This window comes from Dyella solisilvae (genome assembly GCF_003351225.1).
GTDB lineage: Bacteria > Pseudomonadota > Gammaproteobacteria > Xanthomonadales > Rhodanobacteraceae > Dyella > Dyella solisilvae.
In genome coordinates this window covers 1-19,404 of sequence record NZ_QQSY01000006.1, presented here as the reverse complement: position 1 = coordinate 19,404, position 19,404 = coordinate 1, and the positions used below count along the sequence as shown (strand labels likewise).

Genomic DNA, 19,404 nt, shown 5'->3' with positions numbered 1-19,404 from the left:
GGTTACCCGTGCCAGCCCTGAAAACGAACCGCCGCCCTTCACTGACGGGCGGCGGCTCAATCAGGGCGCCTGTCCCTCGATGCCGATCAGCGACCGTTGCGCACGTCGTGGATGGCGTGGTCCACCGCGTGCCTGGCCTCATCGACGTGCCACAGCGCGCGATGCTTCAGCTCGCGGGTTTCCGGATCGTCTTCCTCACGATCGATATCGTTATGCACCTGCGCCAGCAGATCGGCGGCCTGGTGCAGCCGACCCGGCTGGTCCATCGCCAGGTCCACCTGCGGATGGTCATGCAAATCCTTGCCGTCGTCGTAGGCAGCATGCTTGATCTCGTCGATCGCGTGGTCGATCTCGGAGATCGCCACATCTTCCTGGCCGCTCACGGCGGCGTCGGCCGGACGATGTTCGATCATCCAGCGCGCGGCGCGCAGATCCGACAAGGCGTGCAGATACGCGGGGTGGCGCCCCGGCATGTCGGCATGCGCGGCCAGCGGCAATAGCAGACCCAGACCCACAGTCAAAAACATGCGCTTTTGAAGCAATTTCATGCGTCCCTCCCAGGTGTGAATGCGGCCGCATCATCACGAGCGAGGCTTGCGCTTACCTTCCGCGCCAGCGTTGGCCACGACACCGTTTCAGGCAAGGTTAGGCACGCGAGTTTGGCCTCGATTCCGACGCCTTGGCCAGCCGGTTCAACCGGAATGTCTCCCACAAAAAAACGCCGAGGGCGTCCCCTCGGCGTTCTCTTCAAGCAAGAGCGATGCGGTTGATCAGTTCGATTCGGTGAACTGGATCGACGGCGTGGATCCGCTCGAGGCCGTGCAGCTACCGAGATTCAGGTTGTTGCTCTCGCCAGTGCTGCCGGAGTTCGCCACGCACGACGGCGCGGTGGTGGAACCGTTGGTCACCGCCAGGTGAACGGTGATCGACGAGCCGCTGTTGAACTCGGCTTCCGAACCACCCGCGTTGCCGACGACATTGAACTCACCCACTTTCCATACCGTCGCCAGGTACAGCACGCTGTCCTTGCCGCTGGAGCTGTACGCCGTCGTGCCGTTGGTGAACACCACGGTGTCGTTGCCGCCCGAGGTGACGGTGCCAGTGAGCTTGACGTTGCCGAGCTGGGTGGCCGGCACATCCGGCGCCGTGGCCGCCGCGCTGTTCTTGTAGCAGTCACCGGCGCCATCGCTGCCCCAGCCGCTCGGACAACGCGTGCCGCCGTAGCCGATCAGCCAGTACTGCATGAACACTGCCGCCTCGCCCTGCACGCTGTAATCGGGCGCATACACGTATTGCTGCCAGACGGTGCAACCGGAATGGCTCTTGCAAGCCGCCGTGGTGGAGTTGAAGCTGGAATTGATCTGCAACGAGTATTCGTTGGCGCCAAGGATGCCGCCGCCGCCGTACGCCGCCACACCTACGCCCTTCTCCGACGTCACGCCCGTGACCACCGGGAAGGTGCCCACGGCCTGGGTGATCAGCGTCGACGATTGCAGCGTGTAGTCGTTGCCGTTGCCGGCGGTCTCCGACGCCCCAAAGCTCGACCAGCGCGGAACCGGCGCAACGCGGGGGATCGCTTCCTTGCACGCCACCTGCTTCCAGATGATGCTCGGATAGGTGGCCTGGAAACAGCCTTCGGACGGCGTGGCCGTGCGCGAGATGTCTTCGCGCCAGTTCGCACGCGCCTGCGCTTCCAACGGGCTGACTATTTCAGGCGACGCCCCGGCGGACGACGCAGCGTGAACCGTGGGGAAGCAAGTCGCACTTGCCAAACCAGCTACCAACGCAAACGTAAGTTTTGCTCGCATTGAAATTCTCCGTGGTATGCGAATGTCAATTGGTTTCGATCCCTGGACCATCCAGAGGCCGATGACGCATAGCGACAAAACACCCTTGCACCGCAACTGGAAAAGTTGCGGCGAATTCCACGTAGCTGCTTTCCCTCCGCCCCTCACGGAGGAGAACAGGGCGATGACGAGTCCCCTCTCACACGCGATCAAACGCGGTGGTCACGATCGCCCCGGCGGCAAAGGTGACTCATTGGTGACAGGTATGCAAATCGAAATATCGTGCGGCACGTACTGCGAAAACAGCACTTGTACGGTGCGATTCTCAAAGCAGCTGCAAGGCCCGAAGAACATGACGAAAAGCGCGCGCATGGCGCGACTCGAAAGGCCCGACTGTCAACTGTGTCACGCGCAGCGTTTGACGTGAACTTGCGTTGACAAGCTGGTCTTCAAGGCAACATCACGCCGAAAGGGTCGCGTCACTCGATGCGAACTGGATCACGTCAGCTACGCGCAAGACACGAAAGAGGCGTTATTTCCACGGCGACACGTTGGTTTTCCAGCACGCTTTTCGCACTGGTAAGCGTGCGAGGCGAATGCTTCACAACGTGACGGAATGTATCGCCCTCTGCTTGCGATGGCGCTTCTCGAACATCATGCGCGGCAGCTCTTCGCGTGCGAGCGCAACGAAGGATTCTGCAACGCTACGCCGGAACAAGTGGCCGATGGCATCCTGCACATGACCTCGCGCAAACGCCTGCCCGGCGTCCACGACGCCGATCGGCCCATGCATGAGCGCGCTGGCGTGCCGGTAGCAGCCCATCATGCAGGCGTTGCAAGGCTCACGATCGTCAGGCAGGAGATCAAGATCGAACACCGATCCCATGGGCTTGGGCCATGCCTCGCAACGCCAGATGTCGAGATTCCAGTCGATGTAGAAGTACTTGTGCCCGCCGATGCACGGGACGTGCTGCGCTTCGTCGCGAACGAACCGTTCCACTTCCTCGAGCGAAAACCCCGGGTCCATCACGCGAAAATGCTTCTTGAGCTCGCGGATCTGGCCGAGAGCGTCCAGCAGCTCTTCGCGACTCAGGTCGATCAGGGTGGAGGACTCGTCGTACACCAGCGACGACGAGCCGAAGGCTTCGCGCCTCGGGTAGGAAAACGCCACCGCGTCGAAGCCCAGCCGCTCAAGCACGGAAGGAAGCTTGGGATAGTTGACCAGGCGGCTGACCGTCACCGAGGCACAGGTCGGAATGCCCAGGCTGCGTGCGCGCTTTACGCCGGTTTCGATGCGCCGGCCAAGGCCGGCAAGGCCGCGGTTGTGCTCGTGGGCCGCCATGTCGGCGCTGTCGATGGACACCAGCAGGCGGTCCAGCCCGGCTTCGGCGAGGCGGTCGATGTATTCGGGCAGGAACCATCCGTTGCTGATCAAGCCGCAACGCACGCCGGCCTTGGTCGCCGACGCCACCAGCGACACGATCTGCGGATGCACCAGAGGCTCGCCACCCTGCAGGGTCATGTAGCGAATCCTGCGCCGGCGCAAGATGGGGAGCGCGCGCTCGAAGTCATCGGGATCGAGATGGTGACGCGGACCGGCCAGCTTCTTGTCCCGCGCAAAGCCGCAGAAGTCACACGCGGCATTGCACACATTGGTTACCGAGACATCGCAGATAGCCGGTAGCGGATTGCGTGACACGCCCTGCGCAAGCCCGCTCGACGATTCGTCCCGCACGCGCTGGTCCATAGGGCTCCTGTCCTCACCGGGGTGAACGCACTCGATGGCGACCTCTGGCCTCCGCACGGGGCAGGCGGCCAGCGTGCCGGGGGCATCGGCGCTGTTGATCCGGACTATTCCCCCCCGCCGGTGCAACCTGTGTGAACGCGCCATCACACGAGGAAGGTGTAGGGCGATCGACCGTTCCTGCGGTCGCCTGGGCCGCCGGTGGCGGCGTCGCGCTACAGTGAGACCCGCCAGCCTCGAGGAGAACGACGATGAGCTTCTCGACGAGATACCAAGAGCCGCCGGCGCCGCTTCCCAGCGAATCGGGCCTGGACATAGTCGACCGCGTCTCCGAGATGTGCTTTGGCCTGTTCATGGCGTTGACCTTCGTCGGCGCCGTATCCACCGGGTTGTCCGGCCCGGATGCGGGACACACGATGTTGCGGGCTGCCCTCGGCTGCAATCTCGCCTGGGGCCTGGCCGACGCCCTCATGCACCTGGTCAACACCCTGGCCGGTCGCGGACGTCGCTTGAGCCTGGTTCTCGCGGTGAAGCGCGCGCCCGATGCGGCCAGCGGCATTGGCATCGTCAGGGAAGCCATGCCGCCGCTGATCCAGTCGATCATGGCGGACGTGGACCTCGAGCCGCTGCGGCTCAATCTCGTCAACCTGCCCCGGCTACCGGACGGTCCGCGCCTTCACTTGCACGACGTGCTCTGGGCCGCGCGCGTGTTTTTCATCGTGGTGCTCTCGACCTTTCCGGTCGCCCTGCCCTTTGTCCTGCTGGATGACATCCCCAGGGCGTTGTTCGTCTCGCGCGCGCTGACGCTCGCCATGCTCTTCGCCGGTGGCTTCGCGCTGGGCCGCCACGCCGGCCTGAACGCCTGGCTGGCCGGCCTCGGCATGACGGTGCTGGGTGTCCTGCTCACCATGGCCATCATTGCACTGGGCGGATGATGCAGGGCCCTGCCCGACCGCTGACGCCCAATCAATTGGACAAAGCCTGGGCGCCGATGCCGACCTGCTTCAACAGCGTGGCGTTGTCCCAGAACAGATACTCCTCGTCCATCACGCCGTCCTTGTTCCAGTGCGCGAGGGTCGCCATGGGCACGTGATAACCCTGCCCGGTCGGCGGGATCACCGTGCCGTCCGGCAACACCATCGGCTCAGTGAATGTGCCGTCCAGGAAACCCATCACGGCCGTCCATTCGGCATCGGCGGTACCGAAGCGCACCGGGTGCTCGGTGATGCGATTGTCCGGCGCGAACGTCCACAAGGCTTTCAGTTCCTTGATGTGTTCGGGAATGCCCTTGGTGACGTGGCCGTCCGGGTAATGCACGACGATGTCCTTGGCGTGGCTCTGGTGAAGGTTCTCCCACTGCTGCTCGGAGTAGACGTGGAAGTCGAGGTCGTCGAAGTTGGCCAGGTTCTTCGCCAGCTCAGGCGGCATCCCGGCCGCCTCGGGCGTGGCGTCGCTCGCCTTGCTGGGCGGCCAATCGCCCTTGTCGGCGGCAACCGCCTGCGCAGCGGCGATCAGGCACGCCAACGCCAGAGACGCGCCCATCGCAAGCGATGGGATGTGTCCTTGCTTCGTCATGATGTCCCCCTCTTCATGGAGAGTGCACCGCGCCACGCCCCTGCGCCTGGCTCTCGAATCGGGCGCGAGACGTTTGTTCATCAGAGCCGAAGCCCTGTGGACGTTTTGTGCAGCTGTCGCCGGCCTGCCGGCTCCGTCCCCGGCCCGGACCGCCGCCTGAACCAGGGCGTCCGGCCCCGTCAGGGCTTGCCCTCGTAATCGTCAACCGCGCTGCCGATCGTTGGGTGGAAGCTCTGCTCGCCAATGATGTCCATCAGCTCAAAACGCCGAAGCTTGTCGCGCACGGGATCTTTCATCTCGGCGAAGTGCAGCGCCACGCCACGCTCGCTCAGGACGCGGCTCAGTTCCCGCAACATGTCGGCGGAAGTGACATCGACGCTGGTCACCGGCTCGGCGGCCACCACGACCCTTCGTACGGGCGTCGGTTCGTCGTCGACCGCCTGCACCAGCCGCTCCTGGAACAGCTCGGCATTGGCGAAGAACAGCGGCGCGTCCCAGCGAAACAGCAACAGGCCTGGAATGCGTGCGGCGTGCGGGTAGCGCTTGATGTCGTGGTAGCCGCGCAGCCCTTCGACGCGACCCAGTACGGCGAAATGCGGGCGCCAGCCATCCCACAGGAACTCGATGACGGCCAGCACCACCGCCAGGCAGATGCCTGGAATGGCGCCAAACACCGCCACGCCCGCGAAGCAGGCGATGGACAGCCAGAACTCCCACTGCTGGATGCGGTAGATGCGTTTGAGGTCGGCGAATTCGAACAACCCGAGCGCCGAGGCGATGACCACGGCGGCCAATGCGCTGTTGGGAAGGTGCCGCATTAGGCCGGGGGCCGCCACGAGCACGATCGCCACCGCCACCGCGCCCACCACGCCCGTCAATTGGGTGCGCGCGCCAGCCGCTTCAGCCACCGGCGTGCGCGAGGAGCTGCTGCTGATGGGAAAACCCTGGAAAAACCCCGCTGCAAGATTCGCCGCACCGAGGCCGACCATCTCCTGATTCGGATCGACACGTGTGTTGTAACGCGCCGCGAAGGTGCGCGAGAGCACGCTGGTATCGGCGAACGAAATCAACGCCACGGCGCAACCACCCAGCAGGATCTTCACCAGATCCACGCCGCTCGCCCAAGGCAGCGCAAATGTCGGCAATCCTTGTGGAATGGCGCCGAGCACCTTCACGCCAGCCTCGTCCAGCTTGAACACGGAGACGCACAAGGTCGCCAGTATCACGGCGATCAGGATCCCGGGCACTCGCTCAAAGCGCTTCAGGAACAGTATCAGCACGAGACTGCCTACGCCGACGGCAAGGCTGTAACCGTTGCTTTGGCCCGCAGCGATCGCCTTGCCAAGGCTGATCAGATCCCGCAGCGGCCCCTCGTCCTCGAACTTGATTGCAAACAGTTTCGGCAACTGACTGATCAGCACCGTCAGGGCGATGCCATTCATGTAGCCGTAGCGAATCGGCTTGGATAGCAGTTCGGTGATGAAGCCCAGGCGCAGCAGGCCCATCACGATGCAGAACACGCCGGAGACCACGGCCATCATGCTGGCCACCGCGATGGCCCGCGACGGGTCGCCCGCCGCAAGCGCAACGACGACCGCGAGAATCGGCGCCGCCAGCGCGGAATCGGGGCCGAGCACCAGAATCCGGCTGGGGCCGAACACCGCATAAGCCAGCAGCGGCACGATGGTGGCGTAGAGACCGTAAACACCGGGGACACCCGAGGCCGCGGCATAGGCGATGCCGACGGGCACCAGCATGGTGGTCAGGACGAGACCCGCGGCAATGTCCTTGGGAAGCCAGCTGGCCTGGTACGTGCTCAGCGTCTGCCAGCCCGGCAGCCAGCGGAGCCATCCCTCTGGCCTGACCGCAACGTATTCGACGTGGGATAGAGGGGTGTCGGATGGCATTCGTCGATGTTCCTGATCAAGCCACGGTCTGGACCATCATAGGCTTCGCATGAAGCGACAACCACCATCGCCCGCCGTCAACTACGTAGTTTGCCCGTCCACGAGAGCCGGCTATCGAAAGCATTGTCCGGAACTGGCGCGGCAGGCCCTTCCTTCACGCGGCGCCGACGTCAGGACGGGTCCACCTCGACCCGGTTGCGGCCGGTCTGTTTGGCCTTGTAGAGCGCCTGGTCCGCGCGCTTGATCAGCTCGAGGATATTTCGCTCCCGGCTCGACCGCCGCGCGACGCCTATGCTGACCGTGAAAGGAATCGGCTTGCCGTTTCGCCAGTGGTGCTGGAATTCCTGCTGCTCGATCCGGGCACGCAGATCTTCCGCGACCGCCTTCGCCTGCTCGATGTTGACGCCGGGAAGCGCCGCAATGAATTCCTCACCACCCCAGCGAGCGAAGATGTCCTCGGAGCGGCTCGACGCCATGGCCACTTCGGACAACAGGCGAAGCACTTCGTCGCCCACGTCGTGACCATAGCTGTCATTGATCTTCTTGAAATGGTCGACGTCTAGCAGGAACACCGACAGGTCTGCGTCGGCGCCCATCACCGCCTCCACCACATCGAGGAACTCGCGGCGATTGGGGAGACCGGTCAGCTCATCCGTGATCGCCTGTTTTTGCAGAAGGTCCATCAGTCGCACGCGATCGGCAATGTCACGAATCACCGCGGTGAATTCGATCAGGCCGCTGACGTTGATCTTGGAAATGGCGATTTCGACTGGTATAAGCGTGCCGTCGCGGTGCCGACCATAGACGCGGTTTCGCTCATCCATTTGCCGCGAACGCACCGGTGACCGTGCGAACTGCTGCACATTGCGGTGGTGGTTCCCGCGAAACTTTTCAGACAGAAGGCGCTCGATTGGCTCGCCAAGAATTTCATCGGCCGAATAGCCGAGGTTCCTTGCACTGCGAACGCCACTACGGATGAGCGGTCATGTGGGAATGGCATCGACCTATCGCGACAACTCGCAGATCCAGTTCACCTCCCAGTGCCCGCCACCGTCGGGCGAGAACGATTGCTCCATGCGCGCCGAGGTGGGGGAAATGTTGAGCCACATCCAGCGCACCAGCACCACCCGGCCCTTCCACGTCTGATGGTTGTAGAACTCGCCGCGGCTGCCGTGGAATTCACCCACCACCGGCGCATCGAGTTGACCCTTGTCCAGGTCCAGGCCGTAGATGCTCCATTGATGCGTCTCCGGGTTGTACATCCGGAGCGTCTGCGCCTTGATGTGCAACTTCTTGTCCGGACTCGTCACCTCGAACTGCTCAAAGTTGGCGTTGGTATCGAGCAGCTTGTGGTGATTGGAGATGCCGTCGTAGACATCCCAGGCAGTGGAATGGTTGAGGCGGTCGGGCAGGCGCCGGACGTGGGCCTTCCAGTCGCCGATAAGAAAGTCGAAGTCGTGCGATCCATCACGTGGTGGCACGGCGAATACGGCCGTCGGGTCATCGACGTTGTCTGCGGCCCACGTCGACAGCGCCACACCAAACCACCCTGCCATGAGGACCAGCAAAGACATGGTCCATGACGACGCAAACCATTTCATGCGAGACACGCTGACCTCCGACCGAGCCCTTGAGGTGGCGCGACGATACCACCACGCTCACGGGTCGACTTGCCGCATCGTCTCCAGCGCTTCTCCACCGACACTGGCCGGAATCCGCGCCGCCATGATCTGCGCAATGCCCGCTGCGCCACGGTGTATTCCAGATCCCGCTTGGGAACCCAGGAGACGCCATGCGTCTAAGTAGTTTTACCGAGTGTCTGCCCACTTTCCCTCGCGCGTGGACCGCGGGTCGCCGCGCACTGGCCCTCTCCAGGTGGCGCGACGTGGATGCACGCCGCCACAGGATTTTCGCCTGCGCCAAAGACCGGGCCGGCCGACCTGCGTCACTGGAGACCGCTTCACATGAAGTACACGCCGGTGAGGCCAGCTTCGTCGGGCGGGTCGACGCGGCTGTCCTGACCCATGCATGCCGACGTCGAAGACAACGCGAGCCCGGTGACCGTCCTTCCCCACATGACGTCCCGTGGCCCGTCAGCATGCGCACGCTTTCAGTGGCCGCCCATGGGCGTCAGTCGTCGATGTCACTGACTGCGGACAACGGAGAGGAAGCGTCGATGCCTCGCAAAGAAATCCTGGACGCGCTGAGCCGGTATACGGATCCGTTTCGCGTCACCGATGGCAAGGGCTTCCGCCTGAAGGACTTTGATCCCGGCGATACGCTCGGCCTCAAGATGGACAAGGAGGAAGCCGTAGAGCTGCTCCAGCGCGGGTCGGAGTGGCTGGCGATGGAGCAGGACATCCTTTACGCACAGGATTCCTGGTCACTGCTGCTGGTGTTCCAGGCCATGGACGCTGCAGGGAAGGACGGAACGATCAAGCACGTCATGTCCCGCGTCAATCCACAGGGATGCGATGTCTTCTCGTTCAAGCAACCCTCTTCCGAAGAGCTTGCGCACGACTTCCTGTGGCGTTACTCCAGGAAAGTTCCTCGACGCGGGCACATAGGCATCTTCAACCGCTCCTACTATGAAGAGGTGCTGGTGGTGCGTGTGCACCAGGCGCTGCTTTCGGCACAGAAAATTCCACCGACGCTGATCGGCAAGAAAGTCTGGGACGAGCGGCTCGACGACATCGATCGGTTCGAGGAGTATCTCTCGCGCCAGGGCGTGATCATCCTCAAGTTCTATCTGAACCTTTCGTACAAGGAACAGAAGAAGCGGTTCATGGACCGCCTCGACAAGCCCAACAAGAACTGGAAGTTTTCTGCCTCCGATGTTCGTGAGCGTCGGTACTGGAATGACTACATGCAGGCCTACGAAGCGGCGATCCGGGGCACGGCCACGCCCGCGGCGCCGTGGTTTGTCGTGCCGGCCGACAACAAATGGTTCACGCGACTCGTGGTCGCGGCGGCGATCGTCGAGACACTGGAGAAGCTTGACCTGGCTTATCCCAAGGTAACGTCAGAACAGAAAAAGGATCTCGCCGCGGCGCGCGAGGAGCTCAAGGCCGAAAGCTAGACGGGGCGAGAATCCCATGTCGACAATCATTGTCATTCTCGGCGGCGTCGGGTTGTTCCTGCTCGGCATGGCCATCATGACCGATGGCCTGAAGGCGCTGGCGGGATCCGCGCTGCGCACCGTGCTCGGCAAGGCGGCATCCACGCCACTCTCGGGCGCGTTCTGGGGCGCCGTGATCACGCTGCTCGTGCAGTCATCGAGCGCCGTGACCATGACCACCATCGGCCTGGTCAGCGCCGGACTGCTGACTTTTCCGCAAGGGCTGGGCCTGGTGTTCGGCGCCAACGTGGGCACCACGGGCACCGGCTGGCTGGTCGCGCTCATCGGCGTGAACGTGTCGCTGTCGACCTATGCACTGCCGATCATCTTCATCGGCGCCCTGGCGAAGCTGCTGGCCGGTGGGAGAATTGCTGCGTCGGGCAGCGCGCTTGCGGGCTTCGCGCTGGTGCTCTACGGGCTCACCACGCTGCAGCAGGGTATGGGTGGCCTTGCGCAGAGCCTGCATCCGTCCAATCTGCCGGCGGTGCTTGGCGCGCCGGGTGTCGGATGGGCAGCCGGTTCTGTCGGCCTGCTGACACTGATCGTGGTGGGCATCGCGATGACCGCCGTGATGCAGTCCTCCACGGCCGCGATTGCCGTCACGCTCTCGGCTTTCCTCGCTGGGGCGGTGAGCCTCGAGCAGGGAGCCGCGCTGATCATTGGCCAGAACATCGGCACGGCGACCAGCTCGGCCATGGCGGCGATCGGCGCCAGCGCCACGGCCAAACGCCTCGCGCTCGCCTACGTGCTGTTCAAGACCATTGCCGCGTTGATCGCGGTGGCGACCTTTCCCGTCACGGCGCCGCTGATGCGGCGCTGGTCATCGTCGGTTGACGGAGCCACGCTGCTGGCCGCCTATCACACGGCCTACAACGTCGTCGGCGTGTCGGTGCTGCTGCCGGCGACGCAATGGTTCACCCGTGTCGTCGAGCGACTGCTTCCGTCGAAGGAGACGGCGCTCGAGCGCGCGCTCGATCCAAGTGCGTTGGTGAGCCCGGTGATCGCGATCGAGACCGCGCGACGCGTGGTGGCCGATGCGCTCTCGACGACCGTCATGGCCGTATCGGCGGCGCTCTCGGTCGGAAAGAGGGGCCCCATGCTGGACATCGCGTCCGCGGCTACCGCACTCGAAAAGGCCAGGGATTTCCTGTCCGAATTGAAGGAACCCCCCGAAACCGAGCAGGAGCGCTTCCGCCTGACCAGTACGTTGCATGCGCTCGAGCATGCCTCGCGGCTCGTCGACATTCTGGTGGAGTATGCCGAAGCGCCCGCTTCGGCGACGCCCGATGATCTTCGCCCCGTCGTGCTGTGCGACCAGGCCATGCGAGCGACGCAGGCGATTGGTGCATCCATCACGGCGGAATCCGCGCTGAGTGACCGGGCGAAAGCGATTGGCTGGACGGTCTCCGACGAAGTGAGCGCCCGACTGTCCGAACTGGAACGCGTGGCGGCGGAGCTGGATGGGCTGAAGCGCGACCAACGCGCCGCCATCCTCGCGTCTGTCGCGCCCGGCAAGCTGACGGCCGCCGATGCGTTCTCGCTGATCGAGACGGCGCGGCGCCTCGCCAGGATCACCCATCACGCTTGGCGCGCGGCGACGCATCTTCTCGGCCGCGGCGGCCAGCCGCCGGAAGCGCTCGATCTCGACGCCGCGCCTTCCATCTCACATGAGTCCCCGCCCTCCAAAAAACCTCATCCGGAGACGCAGCAATGAGTCCCACCGAGACCACGCCTTCAACAGAGAGCGGAAGGTCGTGGCATGCGATGCCGGCCGAGGCGGTGGAGAAGGAGTTTGCCGTCGACCCTTCCCAAGGCCTCGATCCCGGCGAGGTTTCCGGGCGCCTGAACACCTATGGGCCGAACCGCCTGCCCCAGGGCAAGAAGAAGGGGCCTTTTGCGCGGTTTCTCGCACAGTTCAACAACGTTCTTATCTACGTCCTGCTGGTGGCCGGCTTCATCAAGCTGATGCTGAGCCTGTGGCTCGACGCCTCGATCATCTTCGCCGTGGTCGTCCTCAATTCACTGCTCGGCTTCATACAGGAGGGGCGCGCCGAGAAGGCGCTCGACTCGCTGCGCAACATGCTTTCGGCGGAGGCGCGCGTGCTGCGCGGTGGCTCGGTCCGCCTGATTCCGTCCGAGGAACTGGTGCCGGGCGATATCGTGCTGTTGGAGTCTGGCGACAAGATTCCCGCTGATCTTCGCCTGGTCGACGCCAAGAACCTGCGCACCGAAGAGGCGGCGTTGACGGGCGAATCCGTGCCTTCCGAGAAGTCCACCGCCGCGGTGTCAGCCAAGGCGACGGTCGGTGATCGCGAGAACATGGCGTTCTCCGGCACCATGGTGGTGTCCGGTCGGGCGACTGGCATCGTCGTGGCGACCGGCAGCCAGACCGAGCTTGGCCGCATCAACCAGATGCTCGCCGAGGTCAGTGCGTTGGAGACGCCGCTGCTTCGCCAGATCAAGCGCTTCGGCCACGTCATCACGATCGCCATCGCCTTCATCAGCGTGCTGCTGTTCGCCTGGGGTCACTGGCTCGGGCACATGACCTTCGTCGAGCTGTTCCAGGCCGTCGTGGGCATCACGGTTTCGCTTATTCCGGAAGGCCTGCCGGCACTCATCACCGTGACGCTGGCCATCGGCGTGCAGCGCATGGCCAGGCGCAATGCCATCATCCGCAGACTGCCGGCCGTCGAGACGCTGGGCTCGGTGTCGCGCATCTGCTCGGACAAAACCGGCACGCTGACCCTGATGGAAATGATGGTCACCTCCGCCGTCACGGCCGAAGCCGCCTATGACGTCAGCGGCGATGGCTACGCACCCGAGGGTGAGGTGTCGGCATCCGGCAAGCCGCTCGGCGCCATGCCGGAGGTGCTCACGCTGATGGGGCGTGTCTCCCTTTTGTGTAATGACGCCGAACTTCTGCAGGACGACGGAAAGTGGAAGGTGGAGGGCGACCCCACCGAGGGCGCGCTTTATCCGTTCGCCAACAAGCTCGGCATGGATCGCGCCGCAGAAACGGTTGCTGCGCCGCGGGTCGACTCGATTCCGTTCGAATCCGAGCACAAGTTCATGGCGACCCTGAACCGATCGGCCAGCGCGGAGATGCTGCTGGTCAAGGGCGCGCCCGAAGTGATTCTCGAGCATTGCGACCGGCAGCAGACGGAGACAGGTCCGGCGCCGCTCGATCGCAGTCGCTTCGCGAGCGAGGGTGACCGCCTCGCCGCGCAGGGCGAGCGGGTGTTGGGGCTGGCGTGGCTGCCGAGCCCGGGTCTGGCCGCGGGCGGCCTCGGGCCGCAGGACTTGCCAAAGAACCTCGTGCTGCTGGGACTCGTCGGCCTGATGGATCCGCCGCGCAAGGAAGCCATCGAAGCCGTGCAGGAATGCCATGGTGGCGGCATCCGCGTGACGATGATCACCGGCGATCACAAGATCACCGCCGCGGCGATCGCAAAGATGCTTGGCATCGGCGACGGCGCGACAGCCGTGGCGGGAACCGAAATCGAGGCGATGAACGATGCGGCCCTGCAGGACTGCGTGCGCGACGTGGATGTATTCGCGCGCGCCAGCCCCGAGCACAAGCTGCGGCTGGTCAAGGCTATCCAGGCCAACGGCGAGGTGGTGGCCATGACGGGTGACGGCGTCAACGATGCACCCGCACTAAAGAAAGCGGACATCGGCGTCGCGATGGGCATCAAGGGTACGGAGGTCACCAAGGAGGCGGCGGGGATGATCCTCGTCGACGACAATTTCGCCTCGATCTCCGCGGCGGTGAAGGAAGGCCGCACGGTCTACAACAATATCGAGAAGGCGATGCTGTTTCTGTTGCCGACCAATATCGCCCAGGGCGCGGTGATCGCCGTGGCGATCCTGTTCGGCTTTACGCTGCCGATCACCGCGCCCCAAGTGCTGTGGGTGAACATGGTGACCTCCGTGGCGCTGGGCCTGGCCATTTCGTTCGAGCCGCCCGAGGCCGACATCATGCGGCGGCCGCCCCGCGCCACGGAACGGCCGATCGTCTCCCGCTTCGGCATCTGGCGCATCCTTTTTGTCGGCTCGGCGCTGGTGGTCTACACGCTCCTGACCTTTTTCCTCAACAAGGCGAATGGCGCCTCGGACGAGGTGGCGCGCACGGCCGCCGTCAACGCCATCACGCTGGGCCAGGTGTTCTATCTGCTCAACAGCCGGTGCCTGATTGATTCGTCGCTTTCGCTGCGCGCGCACAGAGGCAATGCCTATGTCTGGTACGGCATTGCCAGCGTGGTGGTGCTGCAATTCCTGTTTACGTACGCACCACCGTTCCATGCCGTTTTCGAAACCGACGCCCTACCCTGGTCGGAATGGCTTTGGCTCATCGGCGGAGGCATCGCGTTCTTCCTGGTGGTGGAGATCGAGAAGTTCATCATTCGATCCATGCCGTCAGTTAGACCTTGAGTTCTACGCGGTGGACGGTTCCGGTGCACAACGGGTAGTGGTCCGTTCGGCGCGTTTGAGGCTTCGCGGCGGGCGTACGGCAAGATTCAATGCGGTCTCGGAGGCTCGTTTCACACCCTGCCGGGACCGGGGCACGGCGATCGACGCGCGACCTCACACCGGTCAACAGCGCCTATCACGAACGCGCGTTTTGACGCATGCGTCCTCTTGCCACGCAAGGTTGATCAATCCACCTGTCAGACTCTTGACCCCCAAGCATGACGTCATCGTGCGAATGAGGCCCGAGGGCTAAACAATCATGAAAGCTTTCAAACTGAAGAAACCCACCGGAACGACGGTTGCGCTGATCCTGCTGTCCCTGCTCGGCATAACCATCTACGGCGCCATCGCATTCGGATTGGCCTCCCAGGTTGGCAAGGCCCCGGGTGTCGTGCATGGCATCACGGCGGACGACTAACGGCTGAGTGATCACCCGCCAGGGTGATCCAACCGGTCACCGCGGCTCCAACCAAGGCGCGCAGCGCCCATCCGTGCGAGAGCCTCCGGCTTCCGGTCGGTTGAAGTCGGCTCTTATACGAGTGCGCAGATGCCATGACGCCAAGCACTCCGTGCATCCGACGGCTCGAACTCGTCGTCAGCCGTCTGAGAGGCGGCCGTGAAAGCGTGCATCACCTCATGCATCCGGTGGAGAGACCCGCCATCGCTTGGACGCGGAGCCGCCTCCGAACGATCGGGCGCGTGCACTCTCCACACCCCGATGGGGAACCTGCCACCGTTTCGCTCGACACGAGCTATGCGGTGCGGGATCGATCCCGAAAGGCAGCCACCTTCGCGCGATTGCCGCACAGCGCCGGACTGCACCACCGACGGCTGTGCGCCTTGGTGCGGTCCAGGAACCAGAGGGTGCATTCCGGACCTTCACATCGGCGCACGTAACGGAAGTCAGTTCCGGACAGCAGATCGGCAACGGCTTGCGCCACGGGCAGAAGCAAACCCTCGACGCCACCCAGGCGCTCATGGGTCGCAAGCGCAGGCGGGCCGCTTCGCGGCCACACCAACTGGCTGTAGCGAGAGCCAGCCTCCAACAGGCGATTCAGCCCCTGCGGATTGCCGGCTTTTCCAGTGGCGCGCTTTTCCACGAGTTCAAGCGCGATCTGCCGCAGTTCCAGAGCCTGACGGACCAGCTCGCCCCGCTTGATCCCTGACGCTTGCGCCGGTAGCTCCGCACGGCCAAGCCAATTCAACACATCCGCGTCGGTCCGGAGGCATTCGCGTGCCCCTTTTCCCACGCCATACGCCGTATTGATGAAATTCAGGGCGAGATCATCCCCAAGGAACCGCATCTCGACGTCGTGTGCTTCGGAAGGCGAATGGTTGCTGCTCATGGCGGGCACGCAGTGACCAGGACGAAGTCACTGTAACCAGTATTGAAGTGCTTGACAAGTTACACTGATAGTGTAACTACTATCGGTGCGTTTTACAGGTTAGCAAGTGTGGCTCCCCTTCCAACCCGCCGTGTGAGGTGTCCCATGAACAAGTTCCGTTCCTTCGCGATGTCCAGCGCGCTCACCCTGTTGATGGATAGCCTGGCCCCTGGGGGGCAGGCCTTCGCCGCTGCCGCCTCGCCCACAGTAAGCGTCCACTACGTTCAAGTTGAAGGCGTAAAGGTCTTCTATCGGGAAGCGGGGGATCCTGCGGCTCCCACGGTGCTCCTGCTGCACGGCTACCCCACATCGTCCCTGATGTACCGAAACCTGATACCCCTGCTGGCCGACCGGTATCACGTGATTGCGCCTGACCTGCCGGGATTCGGTTTCACCGAGGTGCCGGCCGACGCTCACTACACGTATTCGTTCGATCATCTCGCCGAGACGATGCAGGCGTTTACCGAGACGCTTGGCCTCAACAAGTTCGCCATGGAAGTGTTCGATTACGGGGCCCCGGTGGGTTGGCGTATGGCGGTGGCGCACCCCGAACGGATCACGGCCATCATCACCCAGAACGGCAATGCCTATGCCGAAGGCCTGGCCAGCGCCTGGAATCCCATCCAGACCTATTGGCAGCACCCCACGCCGGAGAACCGCGCGGCCCTGCGTGACTTTCTGAAGCCCGACTCGATCAAATGGCAGTACACCCATGGTGTGCCCGATCATTCGGTGGTGGACCCTGCAAGCTATACCGTGGATTCCGCGCTTTTCGCGCGGCCCGGCAATGACGACATCCAGCTCGACCTGTTCCTGGATTACGCAAACAACGTCAAGCAATACCCGGCGTATCAGGCCTACTTCAAGAAGTGGCAGCCGCCGCTGCTGGCAGTGTGGGGAAAGAACGATCCCTTCTTCTCGCCTGCTGGCGCGTTGGCGTTCAAGAAAGATATCCCCGGCGCAGAGATCCACTTTTACGACACCGGGCACTTCGCCCTGGAAACCAACGGGCCCGAGATCGCCGCGCAGATTCACGCATTTCTTGATCGCACTGTCGGTGCAAAACCACAGTGAAGACGATCTGACATAGGGCCCGCCAAGGTCAGGTTCACTTTCCCCAGTAGGTGTACCTGACCTCGTTTTCGCAGGCGTGCCGGAGCACTTTGCTTTGGTCCGATCAGGGTCGAGAGCACGCGTTTGGGAGGCTAGCGATAAGGGATCCCGCCACCCTGGGGGCATTGGGACAGCAGGCAGGCGCGACCAGGACTGGGGATCGTTTCGCGTAACGGAATACGCGGTTCGATCTTCGACATGACTTGCCGGGCCATAACCCGGTGATGTGACGATGCTCGGGGCATGAACCCCCATGGCGGGGCGCGCGCGAAGGCCGTCTGATGGCTTTGCGCTCTCGACCTTGATGGTGGATACGGGAAGGCCGGCCCTTGCGTGGACATGGTTTCGCTTGTGCCTCTGCGGCGGCCCAGGGGTAGCGCTCAGGTTTTGTGGCAGCGCGCCGAAACACGTAATGCAGACAACCGGGTTCGTCTCGGGGGGATGATCAACGTGGCGCCTCGATCGCCGCCAAATCAATGACATAGGGTTGCCGTGGAAGAAATGGTTTGCTCCTTGCTCGTCATCGGCCTGATCGCAGCCATCGGGGCCGGTCGGGGGCGAGCCTCGATGCTCTGGTGGCGCCCAACGTGCCTGCCATCCGGCGCGGTGAGCGCCGTTCGACCAACCCACTTGCCCCGTGCGCAATCCAGCGCACCGCGCTCATCCATGTGTAGCGAGGCGGCATCCGGGATACCGACATCAGCAAGTGGCCAGCCACGTCGCACGACGCCCATGGCGGCGCCAGTGCGATGTTCCGCTGGCTCATGGAGCAGCTGCGGCTTGGGAGGCCATGCGTGCTCCTAGCGCTCACTATCGCTGTCGCGTTGTTGGGTGCAGCAGGCCTCGGCGCGGCGGTGGCGGACCAGTGGTGGCGCCGCAAGGTCGAGAGCGACCCGCTCTTTACTCCGCCCAACCAGGATGTGGCGGACTTCGCCGACGAATGCCGCCGCCACGCCCGCGTCTACATCATTGGCGCGAAGCCCGGGGCGAACCGGCCAGAGCTGCCTCTGGCCAGCATCAATCGCCAGGCCGATTCGGTACTGCGACTGCTCGGCGAGCTCAACTGCGTGGTACCCATTCGCCGCGGCGTCGCGCAGTTGCCAGGTGGCCTCACCGCCGACCTGAGGCGAGGAACGGAAATCGAAAACGCATTGGCGGGCGCCTACGTTGCGCTCGGCGAGGCGTCGGCAATCATCACGCGTCAAGTGATCGCACACCACAAGGTGAGCGAACTGGAGCACTCGCACTACTCGATTCTTCGATCCATCACCGGACTTGGCGCCCGTTACCCGATGGAGGCAGAGCTGGCGGGCCTGGCGGCCCTGCTTGGCGTTGATCCCAATCGCGAGGATGGCGCCGTGGGCGGCAATCGCCTGTGGCGCGAGATCCAGGTGTGGTGGAAGCACGACGCTGATGCGAGCGACGGCGACCCAGCGGGCGAAGCAAGCAATGCCTCGACTGAGCCGGTTGCAGAGATGGGAAGTGTCCGCTGAGGGTCGGGAGCGGACCTGACGCCCAGATTGAACCACACATGTTCACGGTAAAACGGAGTCATTCCTTAGGCGAAATCTGCTCTCGTTCATGGCCAGTATCGAAGAACGAATTTAGGTAGTCCCTCGGCGGAAGATCACTTTCGCGAAGCAAGGAGAAGACCTCAGCACCGGATGACGCCACTGGCTCAAACAGGGCAAATGCTTGCGAAAACCCTAGGTATTCGCCCGACCCCTCTATGTAGGATCGAGCATCGATTTCGGCCATTTCAATGGCAGCGTCGATGGTCTCCGCTCGCCAAAGTGTGATTCGTTCTTCATATAAGTATTCGAGCCTTTGGTCATCGCGTTGGCCCCAAAGAAAAATGCTTCGAACAGAGAACGAATCCATTTGTGTCACCTAGACTCAGTGGAACTGCCTGGGACCGCTGCTCGCGATTTCGAAGTGTCCGCCCCGGGTCGGAAGCGGACTCCAGCGCTCTACTTCCGTGGATGCCGACGACTCATCCATCGAGACACTACTGCCACCGAGCCCGCAACCAGCCAAGTTGCTTGCAGCAGCATCAAACCGACTCGCAGAAGTTCAGATTTGGTCTGAATCCCCCAACCAAGCACGGCGCAAACCGCGAGAAATCCGAGCAGCGCCACTGGGCTGAAGCTCGTCCGCCCCGGCGATCCACTATCCATTCCCCCTCCCTCGGGTCGAGATGACCAAGCCTAGCTGCGTCGGCAAGCGAATTGCGCGAAAAGGTCCGTATATGGACTCCTCCCCTTTGCCAAGCATCCCCTAGCTCTGGCGTCCGTGTCGACTGCAC

17 protein-coding genes are annotated in these 19,404 nt (G+C 63.4%); 7 read left to right on the top strand and 10 right to left on the bottom strand.

The genetic code is table 11. The features are described 5' to 3' along the window. Positions 1 to 86: 86 nt before the first annotated feature. The 3 genes from DVT68_RS17470 to DVT68_RS17460 all read right to left on the bottom strand — a co-directional run bounded on the left by DVT68_RS17470 (position 87) and on the right by DVT68_RS17460 (position 3,534). The gene (locus DVT68_RS17470) at positions 87 to 548 is read right to left on the bottom strand and encodes a hypothetical protein (protein ID WP_199536127.1); all 462 of its coding nucleotides are present in this window, start codon (positions 546 to 548) and stop codon (positions 87 to 89) included. Between the two features lie 222 nt (positions 549 to 770). Beyond that, positions 771 to 1,697: a hypothetical protein gene (locus DVT68_RS17465; RefSeq protein WP_233523541.1), complete on the bottom strand. Its 927-nt coding sequence runs from the start codon at positions 1,695 to 1,697 to the stop codon at positions 771 to 773. A 691-nt stretch (positions 1,698 to 2,388) separates the two neighbouring features. Next, positions 2,389 to 3,534 (bottom strand): radical SAM protein, encoded by a 1,146-nt coding sequence (locus DVT68_RS17460; RefSeq protein WP_114826497.1) that lies wholly within the window; start codon positions 3,532 to 3,534, stop codon positions 2,389 to 2,391. 248 nt (positions 3,535 to 3,782) lie between these two features. Between DVT68_RS17460 and DVT68_RS17455 the strand changes: the two genes are divergently transcribed. Continuing rightward, the gene (locus tag DVT68_RS17455) at positions 3,783 to 4,466 is read left to right on the top strand and encodes a VIT1/CCC1 transporter family protein (RefSeq protein ID WP_114826496.1); all 684 of its coding nucleotides are present in this window, start codon (positions 3,783 to 3,785) and stop codon (positions 4,464 to 4,466) included. A gap of 31 nt (positions 4,467 to 4,497) precedes the next feature. On the opposite strand, the gene DVT68_RS17450 is transcribed toward DVT68_RS17455, so the two are convergent. The 4 genes from DVT68_RS17450 to DVT68_RS17435 all read right to left on the bottom strand — a co-directional run bounded on the left by DVT68_RS17450 (position 4,498) and on the right by DVT68_RS17435 (position 8,569). Further along, on the bottom strand, positions 4,498 to 5,106 hold the full coding sequence (locus DVT68_RS17450; protein WP_199536126.1) for an ester cyclase: 609 nt from the start codon (positions 5,104 to 5,106) through the stop codon (positions 4,498 to 4,500). A gap of 179 nt (positions 5,107 to 5,285) precedes the next feature. Further along, complete coding sequence (locus tag DVT68_RS17445) at positions 5,286 to 7,013, bottom strand: SulP family inorganic anion transporter (protein ID WP_114826494.1); 1,728 nt, start codon at positions 7,011 to 7,013, stop codon at positions 5,286 to 5,288. A 170-nt stretch (positions 7,014 to 7,183) separates the two neighbouring features. Beyond that, on the bottom strand, positions 7,184 to 7,990 hold the full coding sequence (locus DVT68_RS17440; RefSeq protein ID WP_114826493.1) for a GGDEF domain-containing protein: 807 nt from the start codon (positions 7,988 to 7,990) through the stop codon (positions 7,184 to 7,186). A gap of 27 nt (positions 7,991 to 8,017) precedes the next feature. Beyond that, positions 8,018 to 8,569 (bottom strand): hypothetical protein, encoded by a 552-nt coding sequence (locus DVT68_RS17435; protein ID WP_233523540.1) that lies wholly within the window; start codon positions 8,567 to 8,569, stop codon positions 8,018 to 8,020. Between the two features lie 329 nt (positions 8,570 to 8,898). Here DVT68_RS17435 and DVT68_RS17430 point away from each other — a divergent pair, with 329 nt between their 5' ends. Continuing rightward, positions 8,899 to 10,092, top strand: coding sequence for a polyphosphate kinase 2 family protein (locus DVT68_RS17430; protein WP_233523539.1), 1,194 nt, complete (start codon positions 8,899 to 8,901; stop codon positions 10,090 to 10,092). Here the strand turns inward: DVT68_RS17430 and DVT68_RS20770 are convergent. Beyond that, a complete protein-coding gene (locus tag DVT68_RS20770) occupies positions 10,036 to 10,305 on the bottom strand; it encodes a hypothetical protein (RefSeq protein WP_233523559.1) in 270 nt (89 codons plus the stop codon). The genes DVT68_RS17430 and DVT68_RS20770 overlap by 57 nt on opposite strands. Here DVT68_RS20770 and DVT68_RS17425 point away from each other — a divergent pair. The 3 genes from DVT68_RS17425 (at position 10,190) to DVT68_RS20485 (ending at position 15,019) form a co-directional block, all read left to right on the top strand. Continuing rightward, a complete protein-coding gene (locus DVT68_RS17425) occupies positions 10,190 to 11,845 on the top strand; it encodes a Na/Pi cotransporter family protein (protein ID WP_233523552.1) in 1,656 nt (551 codons plus the stop codon). The genes DVT68_RS20770 and DVT68_RS17425 overlap by 116 nt on opposite strands. Then, the gene (locus tag DVT68_RS17420) at positions 11,842 to 14,562 is read left to right on the top strand and encodes a cation-transporting P-type ATPase (protein ID WP_114826489.1); all 2,721 of its coding nucleotides are present in this window, start codon (positions 11,842 to 11,844) and stop codon (positions 14,560 to 14,562) included. Before DVT68_RS17425 ends, DVT68_RS17420 begins: the two co-directional genes overlap by 4 nt. 298 nt (positions 14,563 to 14,860) lie before the next feature. Then, a complete protein-coding gene (locus tag DVT68_RS20485; RefSeq protein ID WP_158543535.1) occupies positions 14,861 to 15,019 on the top strand; it encodes a hypothetical protein in 159 nt (52 codons plus the stop codon). A gap of 334 nt (positions 15,020 to 15,353) precedes the next feature. Here DVT68_RS20485 and DVT68_RS17415 read toward each other — a convergent pair whose 3' ends face one another. Continuing rightward, positions 15,354 to 15,947, bottom strand: a complete 594-nt coding sequence (locus DVT68_RS17415; protein WP_233523538.1) for a CGNR zinc finger domain-containing protein — start codon at positions 15,945 to 15,947, stop codon at positions 15,354 to 15,356. A 144-nt stretch (positions 15,948 to 16,091) separates the two neighbouring features. On the opposite strand from DVT68_RS17415, the gene DVT68_RS17410 reads away from it, so the two are divergent. Then, positions 16,092 to 17,060 carry an alpha/beta fold hydrolase gene (locus DVT68_RS17410; protein ID WP_114826488.1) on the top strand — a complete coding sequence of 323 codons (969 nt, stop codon included), beginning with the start codon at positions 16,092 to 16,094 and terminating at the stop codon, positions 17,058 to 17,060. Positions 17,061 to 17,893: 833 nt separating this feature from the next. Further along, positions 17,894 to 18,592, top strand: a complete 699-nt coding sequence (locus DVT68_RS17405; protein ID WP_147281765.1) for a hypothetical protein — start codon at positions 17,894 to 17,896, stop codon at positions 18,590 to 18,592. A 58-nt stretch (positions 18,593 to 18,650) separates the two neighbouring features. Here DVT68_RS17405 and DVT68_RS17400 read toward each other — a convergent pair whose 3' ends face one another. Then, complete coding sequence (locus tag DVT68_RS17400; RefSeq protein ID WP_114826486.1) at positions 18,651 to 18,980, bottom strand: hypothetical protein; 330 nt, start codon at positions 18,978 to 18,980, stop codon at positions 18,651 to 18,653. Positions 18,981 to 19,404 lie beyond the last annotated feature (424 nt).